The sequence below is a fragment of the Rhodococcus sp. NPDC060176 genome (assembly GCF_042728675.1).
Classification (GTDB): Bacteria; Actinomycetota; Actinomycetes; order Mycobacteriales; family Mycobacteriaceae; genus Rhodococcus_F.
Genome location: NZ_JBHWYS010000003.1, coordinates 407701 through 424731, shown reverse-complemented (window position 1 = coordinate 424731; position 17031 = coordinate 407701). Strand labels below are relative to the sequence as shown.

15 protein-coding genes are annotated in these 17031 nt (G+C 63.1%); 7 read left to right on the top strand and 8 right to left on the bottom strand.

The window, feature by feature from the left end:
* Position 1: 1 nt before the first annotated feature.
* Genes ACFWEM_RS16925 through ACFWEM_RS16910 form a run of 4 tightly spaced genes read right to left on the bottom strand, consistent with a single transcriptional unit; the run spans position 2 to position 4083 of the window.
* Positions 2-931: a dihydrodipicolinate synthase family protein gene (locus ACFWEM_RS16925; RefSeq protein ID WP_378535227.1), complete on the bottom strand. Its 930-nt coding sequence runs from the start codon at positions 929-931 to the stop codon at positions 2-4.
* A gap of 46 nt (positions 932-977) precedes the next feature.
* Positions 978-2036 carry a Gfo/Idh/MocA family protein gene (locus ACFWEM_RS16920; protein WP_378535225.1) on the bottom strand — a complete coding sequence of 353 codons (1059 nt, stop codon included), beginning with the start codon at positions 2034-2036 and terminating at the stop codon, positions 978-980.
* Positions 2033-3028: a Gfo/Idh/MocA family protein gene (locus ACFWEM_RS16915; protein WP_378535223.1), complete on the bottom strand. Its 996-nt coding sequence runs from the start codon at positions 3026-3028 to the stop codon at positions 2033-2035. Before ACFWEM_RS16915 ends, ACFWEM_RS16920 begins: the two co-directional genes overlap by 4 nt.
* Complete coding sequence (locus tag ACFWEM_RS16910; RefSeq protein ID WP_378535221.1) at positions 3025-4083, bottom strand: Gfo/Idh/MocA family protein; 1059 nt, start codon at positions 4081-4083, stop codon at positions 3025-3027. The genes ACFWEM_RS16915 and ACFWEM_RS16910 overlap by 4 nt, the downstream gene beginning before the upstream one ends.
* Before the next feature lie 275 nt (positions 4084-4358).
* Here ACFWEM_RS16910 and ACFWEM_RS16905 point away from each other — a divergent pair, with 275 nt between their 5' ends.
* From ACFWEM_RS16905 to ACFWEM_RS16880, 6 genes are all read left to right on the top strand, one after another.
* Entirely contained in the window at positions 4359-5984 is a 1626-nt protein-coding gene (locus ACFWEM_RS16905) for an ABC transporter substrate-binding protein (protein WP_378448958.1), read from the top strand.
* A 43-nt stretch (positions 5985-6027) separates the two neighbouring features.
* Positions 6028-6987, top strand: a complete 960-nt coding sequence (locus ACFWEM_RS16900; RefSeq protein WP_378535219.1) for an ABC transporter permease — start codon at positions 6028-6030, stop codon at positions 6985-6987.
* A complete protein-coding gene (locus ACFWEM_RS16895; RefSeq protein WP_378536165.1) occupies positions 6987-9065 on the top strand; it encodes a dipeptide/oligopeptide/nickel ABC transporter permease/ATP-binding protein in 2079 nt (692 codons plus the stop codon). Before ACFWEM_RS16900 ends, ACFWEM_RS16895 begins: the two co-directional genes overlap by 1 nt.
* On the top strand, positions 9062-9880 hold the full coding sequence (locus ACFWEM_RS16890; RefSeq protein WP_378535217.1) for an ABC transporter ATP-binding protein: 819 nt from the start codon (positions 9062-9064) through the stop codon (positions 9878-9880). Before ACFWEM_RS16895 ends, ACFWEM_RS16890 begins: the two co-directional genes overlap by 4 nt.
* Before the next feature lie 60 nt (positions 9881-9940).
* A complete protein-coding gene (locus ACFWEM_RS16885; protein WP_007734278.1) occupies positions 9941-10678 on the top strand; it encodes a FadR/GntR family transcriptional regulator in 738 nt (245 codons plus the stop codon).
* A 67-nt stretch (positions 10679-10745) separates the two neighbouring features.
* Positions 10746-10901 carry a hypothetical protein gene (locus ACFWEM_RS16880; protein ID WP_230814877.1) on the top strand — a complete coding sequence of 52 codons (156 nt, stop codon included), beginning with the start codon at positions 10746-10748 and terminating at the stop codon, positions 10899-10901.
* Between the two features lie 55 nt (positions 10902-10956).
* On the opposite strand, the gene ACFWEM_RS16875 is transcribed toward ACFWEM_RS16880, so the two are convergent.
* The gene (locus ACFWEM_RS16875; protein WP_378535215.1) at positions 10957-12072 is read right to left on the bottom strand and encodes an NAD(P)H-dependent flavin oxidoreductase; all 1116 of its coding nucleotides are present in this window, start codon (positions 12070-12072) and stop codon (positions 10957-10959) included.
* Positions 12072-13745: an acyl-CoA synthetase gene (locus ACFWEM_RS16870; protein WP_317828340.1), complete on the bottom strand. Its 1674-nt coding sequence runs from the start codon at positions 13743-13745 to the stop codon at positions 12072-12074. The genes ACFWEM_RS16875 and ACFWEM_RS16870 overlap by 1 nt, the downstream gene beginning before the upstream one ends.
* Before the next feature lie 79 nt (positions 13746-13824).
* Here ACFWEM_RS16870 and ACFWEM_RS16865 point away from each other — a divergent pair, with 79 nt between their 5' ends.
* A complete protein-coding gene (locus tag ACFWEM_RS16865; RefSeq protein WP_378535213.1) occupies positions 13825-14649 on the top strand; it encodes a crotonase/enoyl-CoA hydratase family protein in 825 nt (274 codons plus the stop codon).
* A 142-nt stretch (positions 14650-14791) separates the two neighbouring features.
* On the opposite strand, the gene ACFWEM_RS16860 is transcribed toward ACFWEM_RS16865, so the two are convergent.
* Both ACFWEM_RS16860 and ACFWEM_RS16855 read right to left on the bottom strand, forming a co-directional pair.
* Positions 14792-15751, bottom strand: a complete 960-nt coding sequence (locus ACFWEM_RS16860; protein ID WP_378535212.1) for a hypothetical protein — start codon at positions 15749-15751, stop codon at positions 14792-14794.
* A 216-nt stretch (positions 15752-15967) separates the two neighbouring features.
* Complete coding sequence (locus ACFWEM_RS16855; protein ID WP_378535210.1) at positions 15968-17005, bottom strand: LLM class F420-dependent oxidoreductase; 1038 nt, start codon at positions 17003-17005, stop codon at positions 15968-15970.
* Between the last annotated feature and the right edge of the window lie 26 nt (positions 17006-17031).

The following is a 17031-nucleotide window of genomic DNA, read 5'->3' as shown; positions in this document are numbered from 1 at the left end:
GTCAGAGGAGCCCGGACCGTTCGAGAACGACCTTGATCGTTGCGGTCTCGGACTCGTCGAGCGAGAGCATCGGGGCGCACATCGTATTGCCGGTGATGACGCCGCGCAGGGCCAGAGCCGTCTTGAATGCGCCCAGACCGGCGGCACCAGCGCTGACGCGACCCGGCGTCGGCGCCTCGACGATGGAGAACAGATCGGTGAGTCGATCCTGTTCGGCCTTCGCTGCGGCCCAGTCTCCTGCCTGCGCAGCGCGCCACAGTCGCACGTAGCCGTGCGGGTCCACGTTGGCCAGGCCGGGTACAGCGCCCGAAGCACCCATCAGCAGGCATCCGTCGACGACTACCTCGTGCCCGGTGAAGACGGCGAAGTTCTCGAGCCCGGCCGACTGACGAAGCAACATACGGAAACTGACGTCGTCGCCGCTCGAGTCCTTCACGCCGGCGATGACTCCCTCGCGGCCGAGCTCGACCAGCATGGCCGGGTTGAGCTTGCTGTGGACGCGAACCGGAACGTCGTAGGCGAACAGCGGAAGATCCACTGCGGCATGGATGGAGCGGAAATGTGTTGCTGTCTCGGCTGCGTCGGTGATCGCGTAGAAGGGCGCCGTCGCGACGATGGCATCCGCGCCCGCTTCACGCGCCTGCTCTGCAACGGCGATGACCCGGTTGGTGGTCATGTCGTTCACTCCGACGAGGACCGGTACCTGGCCGCCGACATGCCCGATCGCCGTCTGCACCACCTGGGCACGCTGAGCGTCGGTGAGGTAACCGACCTCGCCCGAGGAACCGAGGACGAACAAGCCGTCGACTCCGGCTTCGATCTGCAGTGAGAGCAGACGTTCGAGGGACTTGGTGTCGACCTCGCCCTCGAGCGTCAGGGGTGTGACGATCGGCGGGACGATTCCGCTGAAGGTAGTGGTTTCCGTGCTCATGGGGTCTCCATATGTTGGTTGTCGGATTGAGTTGTGGGTGCGGCTGTCAGGGAGAAACGGAGACCGGCTGACCGCTCGAGGCGGACAGATAGGCAGCATCGATCACGCGCATCGACGCGCGGGCGTCTGCCACGGTGTAGTCGGGTGCGGTCCGTGTGGGAAGTCGATCGAGCACGTGAGAGAGAAAGCTCGACACCGCGTTGTCGGAACCGAAGCCGCCGATGGGTAGTGCGGTCACGTCTCCCGAGGATGCGAAGTGGGTCACCGCGGGTTTGTCGTCGTCGGAACTCGCGTATCCGTGGGAGCCGAGGACCCGAACCGTCGCGGTATTCGCGCCGAAACCCGGTGCTGCGGGGATTCTTCCGACGGTCACCGTCGCGGTGACGCCGTTTTCCAGGGCGAGCGAGATCAACGCCGTGTCTTCGACGCCGAACTGCTGGTGGGCCCCGCCGTACAGTGTGCTCGTCTCGGCGTACACCTCGGTGACGTCCAGGCCGGTGAGGTATCGGAGGTAGTCGGCGGCGTAACCGGCGAAGTTCATAACTTCTCCCCCGCCTGACAGCGCGGGATCCACTACAAGTTCGGGACGCTCCACCGAGGTCGCGAAATGTGTTCCGCTTGCGAGGAACTCGATGTCCACGTGGCGCGGCAGTCCGAGATTTCCGGCGTCGATCCATCGGCGCAGTCGCCGGAGCGCAGGTGAATGAGTGCGGTTCACCACCGTGCAGATTCGCCCGTTCGACCGTGCGGCTTGCTGAACCGCCGCTGCCTCCGCCTCGTCGATGCCCACCGGCTTGTCCACGAGGACGTCGAGCCCCGCGTTCAATGCGGCGATCGCAAGCCGTGCATGCCTGGTCGGCTCACTGCAGATGATCGCCAGGTCTATCCGTTCGGGATCGAGTAACTCGCCGAGTTCGTCGATCCACTCGATGTCTGCGGCCTTTGCCATCGCGATTCCGTCCTCACGAATCCAATCGGGGACCGAGGATTCGTCGGAGGCGCCGACCAGGCTCACTCGAGGATCGGAACGCAACAGGTCCGCATAGGAGCCGGCATGCCTGACGCCGCTGACAAATCCGACGCGGATCGAACCGGTGCCGGTCATTGGTTTTCTCCGATCGAGACAGCGCGGCCGGTGTCGAGCGATTGCTGGGCAGCGACGGCAGTCGCGAGAGCTGCACGCACCTGCCAGTTCTCGACTATCGGGGTCGCGGAACCGTCGAGAGTGGCGATCCAGTGGCGCATCTGATGCGCCATCGCATCTTCGATCGACGACGGCGGCGCGTTGGTCGTGTCCGTCATCAGTCCCGGGTCGTCTCCGGTGTCGTGCGCGAGTGTGCCGGAAGTCCCGGACACCACGATCCGGCGCACCATCTTTCCCGATTGTGGTAGTGCGTATGCCAATTCGATGAGCGCCAGTGATCCGTCCTCGAAGCGGACAGTCAGATGGAAGCTGTCGTGCACGGGCATCCCCGCCGCGAAAGTCGGGAAACTACGAGCGAACACGCGGATCGGACGACGACCGATCAGCCACGTCACCAAGTCGAGTGCGTGAGTTCCGTTGTGAACGGGGTGACCACCCGAGCGTGCCTTGTCGTGTTGCCAGCCTCGCCAACCTCCGGGCCAGACGTGGCCGGTGTACCAACTGAGGTGGATCAACCGGGGGTCGCCGATGGCGCCTCGAGCAACCGAGTTTCCGATCGAGGTGATCGACGGCTGGAATCGTACGGTCTGTCCGACCATCAGTGAGGTGCCGCCACCTTCGGTGGCCTCAACCATGGCGTCGAAGTCCGCGACTGTCAGCGCGGCCGGTTTCTCCACGTGTACATGCTTTCCCGCGCGACCGGCGGCGATCGTCACCGGCGCGTGGTCGGGAGTGGCCCCGACGACGTTGACCGCGTGGACCGTCGGGTCTGCAAGAATCTTGGCCAGATCGGTACTGGCCTTCGCGCCTGGAGCCAACGCCGCGACCGATGCCGCCCGGTCCATGTCACTGCCGAATACGTAGGCGAGCTCGACCGACGGGATGCGCGCCAGAGCGCTGACGTGGTCCCGCGCGATTCCTCCGCTGCCGATGACGGCTACGCGCACGGTCACTTCGCACGTCCCGACAACACTGCCGGTTCGCCGCCACCGAGCCGTACCTGTTCGGCGACGACGAGTGCGCGTTCGCGTGCGTATGTCAACGGTGAGTGGGGATCAGCCTTGCCGTCGAGAACTGCTGCCATCTCGTCGATTTCGTGGCGAATCGCAGCCTGCATCCACAACGAGGATCCTCCGTTGCCCGAGTTGTACTTCTGCGCCCTGCTGGCGGAGTCGATCAAGGATTGGTTCTCGGCGTCGACGTCGAAGATCGGCCACGACTCTTCGACCTGTCCCCCGCGTAGTCGGCTGACCCGGCCGGTGTGGAAGTCCGCGTGGACCGAGCCTTCGGCGGCATTGACCGTCAGCTCCCAGGAAGAGGTGTGTGAACGCGTGGAGATGGTGTGTCTGCCGATCGCGCCGCCGGCAAACGAGACCACAGTGTTGCGGAAGCCGTCATCCGCCGTGGCGATGCTCGACACGGCAGTCACCTCGCCGCCGAGCCAGCACATCAGGTCCAGTTCGTGAATTTCGTGAGTCAGTTCTCCACCTGTTCGACTCTTGTCGAGCTTCCACCACTGTGGATCTGCGCCGCCGGTGTCGATCCATCGTGAGCGCGACGTTTCGATGGCAGCGACCTCCCCGAGTTCCCCCGAAGTCAGCAGGTCCGCCAGCCGTCGTACACCCGGCATCATCCGCATGATGTGCCCGACCATCAACGGTGAAGCGCTCGCGCCGGCGCTCGCGATCATGTTGTGCGCATCGACCAGTTCGACGGCGAGTGGCTTTTCGACAAAAACTGCCTTGCCGTGTTCGAGTGCTGCGATGGCAGGTTCTGCGTGCGCGTGATTGGGCGTCGCGACGACAACGAGGTCCACGTCCGGGTGGGCAGCCACCGCGTCGTGATCGTCTGTCGGGATTGCCGCGAACTCCGCGGCGACGTCCTTTGCCCGCTCGAAGTCGCGGTCACACAGCATCGCCAGTTCGAAACGTGGATGGGCAGCAAGCTCGCGAGCGAGGGAACTACCGAAGAATCCGCAACCGACCACACCGACTTTGTATCGGGTCATGAAGTCTCCAAAGATTGGATGAGGGATGTCCTATGTTATACGGCCAGCGCCATCGACCGTCAATTCGAGGTCGGTAACACAGTCTTCATCTATGCAGGTAGAGGCAGTATTTCCGCGTCGAAACCCGCCGAAAGACGAAGTTGGGCGACGCGAGTTCAGAAGATTCTCTAGACGCTTTCTGATCCACAATGTAAGTTACGCAACATCGGACGTCGAACATAGGACATCCCCTATCCACTCCCCTTGATGTCCCGCTCCCCGCCTTGGAGGCCGCCTTGAAGAACGAACGACCGCTGAGCTCCGCGTTCACCCGCCGAGACCTGTTCCGGTACACCGGGCTGTTGGGAGCTGCAGCAGGTATCACCGCGACTCTCGCAGCCTGTGGCGGTGGCCCGTCGTCGACCTCGGTTGTCGGCGGTTCCGCGAGCACCGGCGATCTGACCACCGCCATCGGATACGGAAACGACCAGAGCTTCGACCCGATGCAGACTGCATCCGGTTTCCTCATGGCAGCCGTCAACCACGTCTACGAGGGCTTGCTCGAAAACGATCCCGGCACCGGTGAGACGTATGCGGCGCTCGCACAGGCTGTCCCGACCGACGCCACCGCCTCGAGCTGGACCATGAAGATCCGCGAAGGCGCAACCTGGCACGATGGCACTCCCGTCACCTCGGACGACGTCGTCTTCACCTTCGATCGCATCCTCGATCCGCAGCAGAATGTACTGATCCGCTCCTTCTTCTCCTCCTGGTTGCAGTCCGTCACCAAGGTCGACGACCAGACGGTGACCCTGAACTTCAACTACCCGTTCAGCGCTGCCGCGCAGCGTCTCTCGATCGCCAAGATCATGCCCAAGCACGTCTTCGACGGGCATTGGGACGAGGCCAAGTCCGGGGCGCTCGTCGTCGGTTCCGGTCCGTACAAGCTCAAGAGCCATACTCCCAAGAGCAACACCGCTTTCGAGGCTTTCGAGGCGTACAACGGGCCGCGTCCGGCCAACTTCGCGACCATGAACTGGCTGTCCATCGTCGACACCTCCTCACGCATCGCACGAGTCTCGGGCAACAATGCCGGTGCACAACTCGCCGACAATATTCCTGTCGCCAACGTCCCCACCCTCACCTCCGGTGGGCGCACCGTCGAGGGCAACCCGGGCATGAACCTCATGTACCTGCTCTTCGACACCACCCAGGCACCGTTCGACGACGTTCGCGTTCGCCAGGCGATGTTCTACGCGATCAACACCCCGAAGATGATCGAGATCGCCCTCGGTGGCAAGGCAGCACCGGCCTCGAGTTACCTGTACGAGCGCAACCCCGACTACGCGCGAGCGTCGACGGTCTACTCCTACGATCCGGACAAGGCGCGCTCGCTCCTCGCTGCCGCCGGCGTCAGTGGTCTCGACCTGACACTGCTCTCCACCAACGTCAGCTGGCTGGCCGACTGCTTGCCGACCATCAAAGAGTCTTGGGATGCAGTCGGATTCAACACGACGCTCGAACCGCAGGACACCAGCGCCATGGTCAGCAAGCTCAACAGCGGCCAGAAGTTCCAGATCGCCGCTGGTACGTCCAACCCGCAGGCATTCGGCAGCGACGTCGACCTGCTGGTCCGCTACACGTACAGCAAGGGCGGCCTGTGGACGAAGACCTACGCCAAGTGGGACGACACCCCCGAGGCGCAGAAGATCTACGCCACCATGGACGAGGCCACCCGCGAGACCGACCCGGCCAAGCGCAGCACCCTCGTGCAGTCGTACCTGAACCAGATCGCCGAAAACGCTGTCTACTACCCGGTCCTCCATCAGGAACTACTGACGGCGTGGGATCCGAAGAAGATCGCCGACGTCACTCCGCTGCCGTACCCCGGCGTCAACTTGCTTCAGGCGAAGCCGGCCTGACACCCGTGCGCTCGGCCGTTTCCCACAACTGAGAGATCCCCCGATGGCAAGAGTCCTCCCCATGCTGATCAGGCGATTACTGATACTGATCCCCCTGATCCTCGGCATCATCGCTTTCGTCTTCATCGTGATGCAGTTCGCGCCTACCGATCCCGCAACCGCGGCGTTCAACGGCGGCAACCCGACTGCGGAGCAGTTGCAGCAGTTCAAAGAAGAGAACGGACTGCTCGATCCGCTTCCGCTGCAATACGTTCACTTCGTGACCGATCTGGTCAGCGGCAACATGGGCGACAGTCTGATTTCCGGTACCCCGGTGTTGGATTCGATCTCCACCGCTCTGCCACTGACCATTCAGCTCACGGTTCTCGGACTGGTGATCGCCGTCGTGCTCTCACTGATCTTCGGTGTCACCAGTGCACTGTTCCGCGATCGTTGGCCGGATCAGGTCATCCGAGTGATCTCACTCGGTGGTGTGGCTGCACCGTCATTCTGGTTGGCACTGCTGATGATTCAGTATCTGGCCGTCCAGCTCGGATGGTTCCCCACCGGTGGCTACGTCAATCCGAGCGACTCCGTCACCGACTGGCTCTGGTACATGGCACTCCCCGCCCTGTCCCTGTCACTGCCCGTCGCAGCACAACTCACGCGCATCATCCGTACGTCCATGGTCGAAGAGTTGGACAAGGACTACGTCCGAACCGCGATCGGCAGCGGCCTGCCCTATCACGTGGTGATCGGCCGAAACGTGTTGCGTAACGCGCTGATCAACCCGCTCACCGTCCTGGGTCTACGGGTCGGATACCTCCTCGGTGGCGCTGTGGTCATCGAGCAGATCTTCGGCCTGCCCGGCATGGGTCAGCTGATGATCAACGGCGTCACCAACGGTGACCCCGCAGTCGTTCAGGGTGTTGTCATCGTCATCGCGGTCGGCTTCGTCATCGTCAACCTCGCCGTCGACATCCTCTACCTGCTCGTCAATCCACGACTTCGGAGCGCAGCATGATGAGAAGAAAACTCACCGAGAAGCTTTCGCGACCCGGCATCACCTTTTCTCGCTTCCCCCTCTCGGCGTGGCTCTCGATGGCCGTTCTCGCGATCATCGTGCTCGCCTGCCTGTTCGCGCCGCTGATCACGCAGTACACACCGCTCGAACAGGCGGTCGGTTCCTCCGGCCCCAGCTCCGCACACTGGTTCGGACAGGACAGTCTCGGCCGAGATCTGTTCAGCCGCTTGCTCTACGGCGGACGCTGGTCACTGACCATCGGTCTCGGTTCCACTTTCCTCGCACTGTGCGCCGGCGCTCTCATCGGATCGGTGGCCGCAACGAGCCGAAAAGGCGTCGACGAGACCATCATGCGTGTGCTCGACGTGGTCATGGCGTTCCCGGGCATCGCGCTCGCTGCCGTACTCGTCGCAGCATTCGGTGGTTCCATCCCGGTTCTGATCGTCACTATCGCGTTCCTCTACACGCCGATGGTTGCCCGCGTCGTTCGGGCGAACGTTCTCGCTCAGTACGGCGAGGATTACGTCGCGGCCGAAAAGGTCATCGGCGCAAGAACTTCGCACATCGTCGTCAAGCACGTCGTGGCCAACTGTGCTGCGCCCGTTCTCGTCTTCTGCACTGTCATGGTCGCCGACGCCATCGTGCTCGAGGCCAGCCTGTCGTTCATCGGCGCCGGTGTCCGTCCCCCGGATCCGTCGTGGGGATCGGTGATCGCCGACGGCAAGAACATGGTCCTTCTCGGTGGTTGGTGGGCAACGGTGTTCCCCGGACTGCTCATTCTGCTGACGGTGCTCTCCCTCAACGTGCTCGCCGAGGGGCTCACCGACGCGATGGCCGACCCGAGCCTGAAGAAGACCAAGAAGACGCCCTCTGCACTGGAAGCAGCACAGACCGCCGCAGCGGAGGAGACCTCCAACGAACTCATTCTGGAGGACGAAGCGGCACTGAGCGCCGACACTCCGGAGTTGTCCGACGACTTCGCCGACCCGAGCGTCGTGAAAGATGCTCTCGAGCCGGCCGCGGAGCCGACGCCTCTCGAAACTCACCTGAAGATCCTGGCGGAAACCGAGCGGTCTCGCTCCGATCGTCTTGTGTACGAGGGCGATGCAGCGCCACTCCTCGAGGTCCGCAATCTCACGATCCGGTTCCCGGAACGCTACGGAGACACAGCGATCGTCGACAACGTGAGCTTCACCGTCCGCCCGAACGAGACGATGGCGCTCGTCGGCGAGTCCGGTTGCGGAAAGTCGCTCACCTCGCTGGCGATCATGGGCCTGCTACCCAAGACGGCAGTGGTGACCGGCGAGATCCTGTTCGACGGAGTCAACGTCCTCGAGCTGAACAACCGGGAGCGAAACAAGCTGCGCGGGCACGACATGGCCATGATCTACCAGGATGCGCTGAGTTCGCTCAATCCCGCGATGCTGATCCGCGCCCAGTTCAAGCAGCTCACCAAGCGTGGCGGTACCCGCACGGCCGAGGAATTGCTCGAACTCGTCGGACTCGATCCGGTACGCACTCTCGCCAGCTACCCGCACGAGTTGTCCGGTGGTCAGCGTCAGCGCGTCCTGATCGCCATGTCGCTCACCCGTAGTCCGCGGTTGATCGTCGCGGACGAGCCCACCACTGCTCTCGACGTCACCGTCCAGGCTCAGGTCGTGGACTTGCTCAACGACCTTCGGGAAAAGCTGGGATTTGCGATGGTCTTCGTCAGCCACGACTTGGCACTGGTTGCCTCGCTGGCCCACAAGATCACGGTGATGTATGCCGGTCAGGTCGTCGAGTCGGCCCCGACAAGCGATCTGCTCGTCGATCCCCGCCACGAATACACCCAGGGCCTTCTCGGTGCCGTTCTCTCGATCGAGGACGAAGCGCCGCGACTGCATCAGATTCAGGGAACTGTGCCCTCACCCGGAAACTTCGCGCCGGGAGACCGTTTCGCCGAGCGTTCCACTCGCCCGGACTCCGATCCCCTGCGAAAGCCGGAGATGGTCCGTATCGACGGGACCGAGCATTGGTTCGCCAACCAGTCCGCGACTCCCGCACATGCAGAATCGGAATTGGAGAGCGTGCGATGACTACAGCTGAAGCACCCATCCTGGAACTGAAGAACATTCACGTCGTCCACAAGACCCGTTCGGGATCACTTTTCAAACCCGGCACAGTTCACGCGGTCAACGATGTCAGTATCGACGTACGACGAGGGACGACGATCGGCATCGTGGGCGAGTCGGGTTGTGGCAAGTCCACTCTGGCGAAAGTCATGGTCGGACTGCAGAAACCGACGTCGGGCGACGTGGTCTTCCGCGGCCGAAGCGCTCTGACCCGGTCGGCGGGCGTTCGCAAGGAGTTCGGGCGGGCGATCTCGATTGTCTTCCAAGATCCGGCTACCGCACTCAATCCGCGAATGACGGTGGCCGACATCCTCACCGATCCACTCGACGTCCACGGCATCGGCAACCGCGCGAGCCGGACCGCCCGAGTTCGCGAGCTGGTCGGTTTGGTCGGGCTCCCCCAATCTGCACTCGAAGTCATCCCGAGCCAGATCTCCGGCGGTCAGCGTCAACGTGTCGCGATCGCACGTGCACTCGCGCTCGAACCTGACGTCATCGTGGCCGACGAGCCGACGTCGGCTCTCGACGTCTCGGTGCGCGCGCAGATCCTGAACCTGCTCAGCGACATCAAGGCTCGGTTGGGGCTCGGCATGGTGTTCATCTCGCACGACATACAGACGGTGCGGTACGTCTCCGACACCATCGTCGTCATGAACGCCGGGCGGATCGTCGAGCAGGGAACGGCGCAGGAAGTATTCGACAACCCGTCGGATCCGTATACGGCCAAACTGCTGGGTGCGGCGCCCAGTCTCCTGCAACGCACCGTTGACGTGGGTTGACCAATGGAGCGGATGACCGGACATAGGATGAAGGACGTTCGTATCAGAAAAGGGGAATCGATGTCTGTCCGGAGTGGCACACAGGGCGCTCGTTTCAGCGCGCAAAACCGCATGCGCGCACTTCAGACGGACATCATGAACTTGATCCTCGAACGCAGACTCTCCCCCGGCGACCCGATGCCCACCGAGGCCGAACTGTCCGAGGAATTGGGAATCGGCCGGAACACGCTCCGGGAGGCGCTCAAGGTTCTGCAGGCCTTGGGCGTCGTCGAAATCCGTCACGGCTTCGGAATGTTCGTCGCCCCGAGCAACTTCGACGCTCTCGCCGACGGTCTGACCTTCCGTGGCCGGTTGTCCTTGCAGGGCACCGGGCACGAGGCGATGGAACTGGTCGACATTCGTCAAGCACTCGAGACCGGACTGATCGGTGCGGCGATGGCCGAGATGACGTCGGCCGACCATGCTGACCTCGACGAACTCGTCACCGGTATGGAGGTCCGTGCCGCCGCCGGGAAGAATTTCTCCGACATCGACGCGACCTTCCACTCCCGCCTGTACTCCCCGCTCGACAACCAGGTCCTCGCTCAGTTGATGGACGTCTTCTGGCAGGTGTACAGCGAGATCCAGCAGGCCATCGGGCATTCGGATACGCCACTGATCGACATCGCGTCGAAGCATCGTGCGATTCTCGACGCGATCCGTACGGGTGATGCAGTCGAGGCGGCGCACACTCTCGATGTGCACTTCGGTGGCCTGCGCGAGCGGATCGCCAGTCTTCATGCGTCCGAAGCGCAGTAATCTCGAAACACGTGATTTTGCTCCGCTGTCTCACCATCGCGCCCGTTCTTCCGGCAAAATTACGGGTATGAAGAACCCGAACCTGACGCCTTCGCGCGTTCTCGCAGTTGTCCTCGCTGCCGCCTTGGTCATTTTCGTGATCGCACGTCGCCGCGACGACGGCGTTCTCAGCCGCGGAGAATGGTTGTCGGACAGCGTCGGACCGGACGACCTCGCCGGCTGAAACGACGTATGCCCTCGACCGAAACTCGGCCGAGGGCATACGTACGTGTCATCTACTACTTCATCGAATCCAGTCGGGTTCGCGCGTCCTCGAACCCTGACACCAGCTCGGCCATGACCTCGGCGACCGGGCGGATTTCGTTCATCCGTCCCACGATCTGACCGACGGGCATTGCCACAACTTCCGGGTTCTCCGATGCAGCGATTCTCTGATGAGCGTCGCTGACCAGTAGGTTCTGCAGCGGCATCGGCAAGGGCGCCGGTGCTCCCGGGTTCGACCAGGCTTCCGTCCACTTGGTCTTGAGCAACCGAGCGGGCTTACCCGAGTAGATGCGCGAACGTACGGTGTCGGCCGACGTCGCGCCCAACAGTGCACGCTGAATAGCGGACGGGCCTTCGCCCGATGCACTGCCGAGTTTGTATTCGGACGTGGTGAGCCAGTACGAGCCCATCCACACTCCGGACGCACCGAGCGCGAGTGCAGCAGCCACCTGAGGGCCGCTGCCGATACCGCCGGCAGCCAGCACGGCAGCCGAATCGCCGAGTGCATCAACGATTTCCGGAACCAGAACCATCGACGCAATCTCGCCGGTGTGACCGCCGGCCTCGTAGCCCTGCGCAATCACGATGTCGACGCCGTTCTCGACGTGACGACGTGCATGCTCGACGGCGCCGGCCAGTGCTGCCACCGGCACGCCCTTCTCGTGTGCCTGATCGATCACGTCCTTCGGGGGCGATCCCAGTGCATTCGCGATCAACGCAATCCGATGTCCCAGAGCAACATCGACGTGAGATCGCGCCACCGAGTGAAGCCATCCCAGTACGCCGGTCGCATGCTCGACGTCGTCGGAAAGTGGCGGCACACCCAACTCGTCGAGTGTGCGATTGACGAAGGCGCGGTGCTCCTCCGGAATGAGCTTGTCGAGGTCGACGGCGCCGCCCTCGGTCGGCACCTTGGCCGGCATGACGATGTCGACGCCGTACGGCTTACCGTCGGTGTTCTCGTCCATCCACGTCAGTGCGGCTTCGAGCTCTTCCGGGTCGTTGAACCGGACGCAACCGAGAACACCAAGACCGCCCGCGCGACTGATGGCGGCCGCGACGTGCTCGGAGGGAGTGAATCCGAAGATCGGGTATTCGATGCCGAACTTGTCGGCGAGATCCGAACGCATCAGGCTTCCACGCTTTCTGCCGGTGACGCCACAGGAGCGCCGTTTCCGTTGTGATCGTCAGCCTCGCGCGATTCCGTCTCGGCTTTCGCCCAGCGGTAGTCGGGCTTGCCTGCCGGGTTGCGCTTGATCTGGTCCACGAACCACACGCTGCGCGGAACCTTGTATCCGGCAATCTCTTTGCGCGCTGCGGTGGCGATGTCGTGCAGCGTCGGCGACGTGCCTTCGCGTACCTGAACCACTGCGGCAACGCGCTGACCGAACCGGTCGTCGGGGATACCGACCACCAGCACGTCGAAGATGTCCGGGTGCGCCTTCAAAGCGCCCTCGACCTCTTCCGGGTACACCTTCTCGCCGCCGCTGTTGATGGACACCGAACCACGGCCGAGCATCGTGACCGTGCCGTCGGCTTCGACCTGCGCGTAGTCGCCGGGGATCGAGTAACGAACACCGTTGATCGTGCGGAAGGTTTCGGCCGTCTTGACCTCGTCCTTGTAGTAACCGAGCGGGATGTTGCCCCTGCGAGCGAGCATGCCGCGCTTGCCCGAACCGGGCTCGACCTCGTTACCGTCGTCGTCGAGAACCGTTGTGGAGGCGTCGATCTTGACCGTCGGACCGCCAGTGTGCTTCTGGCCCTTGCTCAATACTGCCAGTCCGCCGAAGCCGGTCTCGGACGCGCCGATGGAGTCCGTCAGCAGGCGGTTGGGCAGCAGTTCGAGGAACTGTTCCTGGATGCTCGGCGAGAAGAGGGCAGCACTGCTGGCCATCACGTAGAGCGTCGAAAGATCGTACGGCTCACCGGTCTCCGGGTTTCCGGCGATCAGTGCGTCGAGCATCGGGCGGCCCATTGCATCGCCCGTGATGAAGATCAGGTTGACCTTGTGCTTGTCGATGTTCTGCCACACCTCGTGGGCGTCGAACTCCGGGTGCATCAAACAGGTTCCGCCGCCGAAGAGGCTGTGGAACACCGCCGACTGGGAGCCGCCGTGAATCATCGGGGGGATCGGGTAGCGGATCATGCTCGGGTTTGCAGCGCCGACCTTCGCCATCTCGTACTCGTCCTCGACCGGGACTCCGGTGACGAAGTTGATGCCGCCGCCGAGCACACGCCACCAGTCCTCGTGACGCCACATGACGCCCTTGGGGCTACCGGTCGTGCCGCCGGTGTAGAGCATGAAGATGTCGTCGTTGCTGCGATCTTCGAAATCGCGCTCACCCGAACTCTGCGCGAGTGCGTCCTCGTAGCCGATGCCGAAAGCACTGAAGTCCAGATCGGTGCCGTCCTCGACCACGATGACGGACTTGACCTTGGGAGTGTTCGGCAGGACGTTCGCGACCTTGTCCGAGTAGCGGCGCTCGTGAATGAGCGCAACCATGTCGGAGTTGTCGAAGATGTACTGCAACTCGTTCTCGACGTACCGGTAGTTGATGTTGACCATCACGGCCCGGATTTTGAAAACGGCGACCATGGCCTCGATCGCCTCGATGACGTTCCGGCAGTAGATGCCGACCTTGTCACCCGGCTGAACGCCATGCTCACGCAGGTAGTGACCGAGGCGATTCGCCCGGTCCTCCAACTGCGCATAAGTCGACTCGCGATTGTCCGAGACCAGCGCAACGCGGTCCGGAACGAGGTCGATTGCGTGCTCTACGAAGTCTGCGATGTTAAGGGCCACGAGATCAAAGTAGAACGTGTTACCGTTTCTGGCAAGACCCAATTTGAGAGCCAGCTCACAGACCCGCCAGGAGCCATCAGTGTCCACTTCGACGACCGAAAAATCAGACATTTCGGAAACCGCGCCGCATTGCCTCGTGGAGAAGCGCGGTCACGTCCTCATCGTGACCATGAACCGCCCCGAGCGTAAGAACGCCATCACCGGCGAGATGATGGCGATCATGGTCGATGCCTGGGACCAGGTCGACAACGACCCCGAGATCCGCGTCGCCATCCTCACCGGGGCGGGCGGCGACTTCTGCGCCGGCGCCGACCTCAAGAACATGTCCGCCAAGCCGCCGGGAGATTCCTTCGCGGGCGGTGGAGTCGACATGTCCAAGATCGAAGGCCTTCTCAAGGGTCGTCGGTTGACCAAGCCGCTGATCGCCGCCGTCGAGGGTGCAGCCATCGCCGGCGGAACCGAAATCCTGCAGGGAACCGACATTCGCGTTGCGGGTGAGAGCGCCAAGTTCGGCGTCTCCGAAGCCAAGTGGGGGCTCTTCCCGCTCGGTGGATCCGCAGTGCGTCTGGTGCGCCAGATTCCGTACACGATCGCAGCCGACATCCTGCTCACCGGCCGTCACATCAAGGCTCCGGAGGCCAAGGAGATCGGACTCATCGGCCACGTCGTCGCGGACGGCAAAGCACTCGACAAGGCACTCGAGCTCGCCGACCTGATCAGTGCCAACGGCCCTCTCGCCGTCCAGGCGATCCTCAAGACCATCCGCGACACCGAGGGCATGCACGAGGAAGAGGCCTTCCAGATCGACGCACAGTTGGGCATGAAAGTGTTCATGAGCGCCGACGCCAAGGAGGGCCCGCGGGCGTTCGGCGAGAAGCGAGCGCCCCAGTTCAAGGGCGTCTAACCCACCCCTTCCCTCCCCCTTCTCGGTCCCACCCACCCCCTTTGTGGGAACCTGCGGAATCAGACTCTGCTCGGCACACCACCTGCCCCCCCCGATCGCGTGAACGTATCGCTCCCCTTCTCTGACAAGGGGAGCGATACGTTCACCCTCCGGGTCTGGCACTGATTGACACCCTCGGACGTGGCCGTGACGCTGCCAGGGCAAAATGTGCCCGCAGGTCGCTGATCACACGCTCTGGCTCCGCGCGCAGCGCACTCGGCACCGTCGGAAGCACGATGATGCCCGCGTTCTGCATACGCGTTCGACGCTCCACTGTCGCCCGGTAGTCCCCAGGTGACAGATGCCAGTCCAGTGAATCGATGTCCCACGCGAATGCCACAGAATCGATCCACCCGTCTGGCATCGCTATGAATTTCCCGTTGGCATCGCAGATCTCACGGTTGAACACCATTTCGGGCAGCCCGCTTCGCTTCCACAGTTCGCGTGCCTCTGCCTCCGGCACCGAATGCACGTTGGCATCCACCTCCCGCAAGACTTTGCGGGGCAATGCGCTACCGCGGATACTTCCGGCTTCCAGCTCCTTGGACAGATCACGAACCGCTACGTCGCCTCGTTGAACGACGTCCGCAATCAACGCGCGAGCGCTATCCAAGGTCTTGCACCGCCGCGCGGCGTCGAGTACCGACCGAACCAGTGGCGCACAATCAATTCCACTGCGTGTCAATGGCGTCGGCAACCTCACCGTCCTCTCGACCACGACGAATCCGGTCGATTGCACCCGGCGATGCATAGGCATCAAGATTTGGACCTCGCCAGAATGCTGCCGATAACCGTGCTGCGCCATCGCAGCTTTTCCTGTGACCATCGATCCACGGCCACAGAACATCAATGCCGCGATCGTGCGCTGTCGCGGTGTCGGGTAGCCGTTCCCCAGCAGGACTATGCCGGGCAGCATCCGCTGCCAGGTACCGCCTTTGCGGCATCGCCCGGCAATCGCTGTGTCGGACACACCCAATCTGGTCAGCTCAGCCACACGGATCACACCATCCATGCTCGCAACGGTCAGCACACTCGGATCGTCTCCCCATACGCCCCTTCTCATGGAATCAGCATGGGGCATCCCCGGCCACGCACGCCCGCGCCAAACAGGCATTTAGACCGATCTGTGGATATCCCTCCACCCTGTGAACGTATCGCTCCCCCTGTCAGAAGAGGGCAGCGATACGTTCACGCGATGTGGTAGGGGGCTGGCGACGGTACTGAGGTTGGGGAATCAGTGCTAGAGCAGTCCGTTCGCTCGAGAAACGGCGGGCCTCGCTCAACCACCCACCGCGGCCGCGAGCTCACGCACATGGTCGGCGTCGCGGCAGGTCACCAGCAGCATCGTGACTCCGGCTTCCTCCCAACGCTTCACGTCGGCGCGCACCTCGTCGACGTTGCCGATGATCATGGTCTCGGTGACCATCTCGTCGGGGACGACGGCGGCAGCTTCGTCCTTGCGGCCCGACATGAAGAGACGGCCGATCTCGTCGACCTCCTTCTCGTAACCCATCCGCTTGTAGACCTGCGCGTGAAAGTTCAACTCCGGGGCGCCCATTCCGCCGACGTAGAGGGCGGTCATCGGCTTGAGAGCGGCGATGGCGGAAGCACGGTCGTCGGTCACGATGACCTGGCACGTGGCGGCCACCTCGAAGTCTTCGCGGCTACGACGGGCCCCGGCGCGCGCGAATCCTTCATCGAGCCACTTGTTGTACATCGGGGCCAGGCGCGGGGTGTAGTAGATCGCCAGCCATCCGTCTGCGATTTCGCCGGCGAGCGCGACGTTCTTCGGCCCTTCGGCGCCGAGCCAGATCGGGATGTCTGCACGCAACGGGTGCGTAATGGCCTTGAGCGGCTTGCCAAGTCCCGAACTGCCCGGTCCCGCATACGGCAGAGGGTAGTGCGGTCCGGGACTGGTGACGGGCGCTTCACGGGCAAGAACCTGGCGCACGATCGAGACGTATTCGCGAGTGCGAGCCAGCGGCTTCTCGAAAGGCTGGCCGTACCAACCTTCGACGACCTGGGGTCCGGATACGCCGAGTCCGAGGATCGTTCGTCCGCCGTTCAGGTGATCGAGAGTGAGCGCGTGCATGGCGCAACTGGTCGGTGTTCGCGCCGAAATCTGTACGACGGACGTACCGAGCCGAACCTTCTCGGTGCGCGATCCCCACCAGGCGAGCGGGGTGAATGCGTCCGAGCCCCACGACTCCGCCGCGAAGACCGCGTCGAATCCCGCACCTTCGGCGGCTTCGATCAGTTCCGGGGCGTTTGCCGGCGGCTGTGCGCCCCAGTATCCGAGTTGCAACCCAAGCTTCATCGCACGCCTCCACATTGCCGGTGATC

Bases quoted from the DNA above. Each gene is read 5' to 3' on its own strand.
- ACFWEM_RS16925 (WP_378535227.1), bottom strand. From the start codon at position 931: ATGAGCACGGAAACCACTACCTTCAGCGGAATCGTCCCGCCGATCGTC.
- ACFWEM_RS16920 (WP_378535225.1), bottom strand. From the start codon at position 2,036: ATGACCGGCACCGGTTCGATCCGCGTCGGATTTGTCAGCGGCGTCAGG.
- ACFWEM_RS16910 (WP_378535221.1), bottom strand. From the start codon at position 4,083: ATGACCCGATACAAAGTCGGTGTGGTCGGTTGCGGATTCTTCGGTAGT.
- ACFWEM_RS16900 (WP_378535219.1), top strand. From the start codon at position 6,028: ATGGCAAGAGTCCTCCCCATGCTGATCAGGCGATTACTGATACTGATC.
- ACFWEM_RS16895 (WP_378536165.1), top strand. From the start codon at position 6,987: ATGAGAAGAAAACTCACCGAGAAGCTTTCGCGACCCGGCATCACCTTT.
- ACFWEM_RS16890 (WP_378535217.1), top strand. From the start codon at position 9,062: ATGACTACAGCTGAAGCACCCATCCTGGAACTGAAGAACATTCACGTC.
- ACFWEM_RS16885 (WP_007734278.1), top strand. From the start codon at position 9,941: ATGTCTGTCCGGAGTGGCACACAGGGCGCTCGTTTCAGCGCGCAAAAC.
- ACFWEM_RS16880 (WP_230814877.1), top strand. From the start codon at position 10,746: ATGAAGAACCCGAACCTGACGCCTTCGCGCGTTCTCGCAGTTGTCCTC.
- ACFWEM_RS16875 (WP_378535215.1), bottom strand. From the start codon at position 12,072: ATGCGTTCGGATCTCGCCGACAAGTTCGGCATCGAATACCCGATCTTC.
- ACFWEM_RS16860 (WP_378535212.1), bottom strand. From the start codon at position 15,751: ATGAGAAGGGGCGTATGGGGAGACGATCCGAGTGTGCTGACCGTTGCG.
- ACFWEM_RS16855 (WP_378535210.1), bottom strand. From the start codon at position 17,005: ATGAAGCTTGGGTTGCAACTCGGATACTGGGGCGCACAGCCGCCGGCA.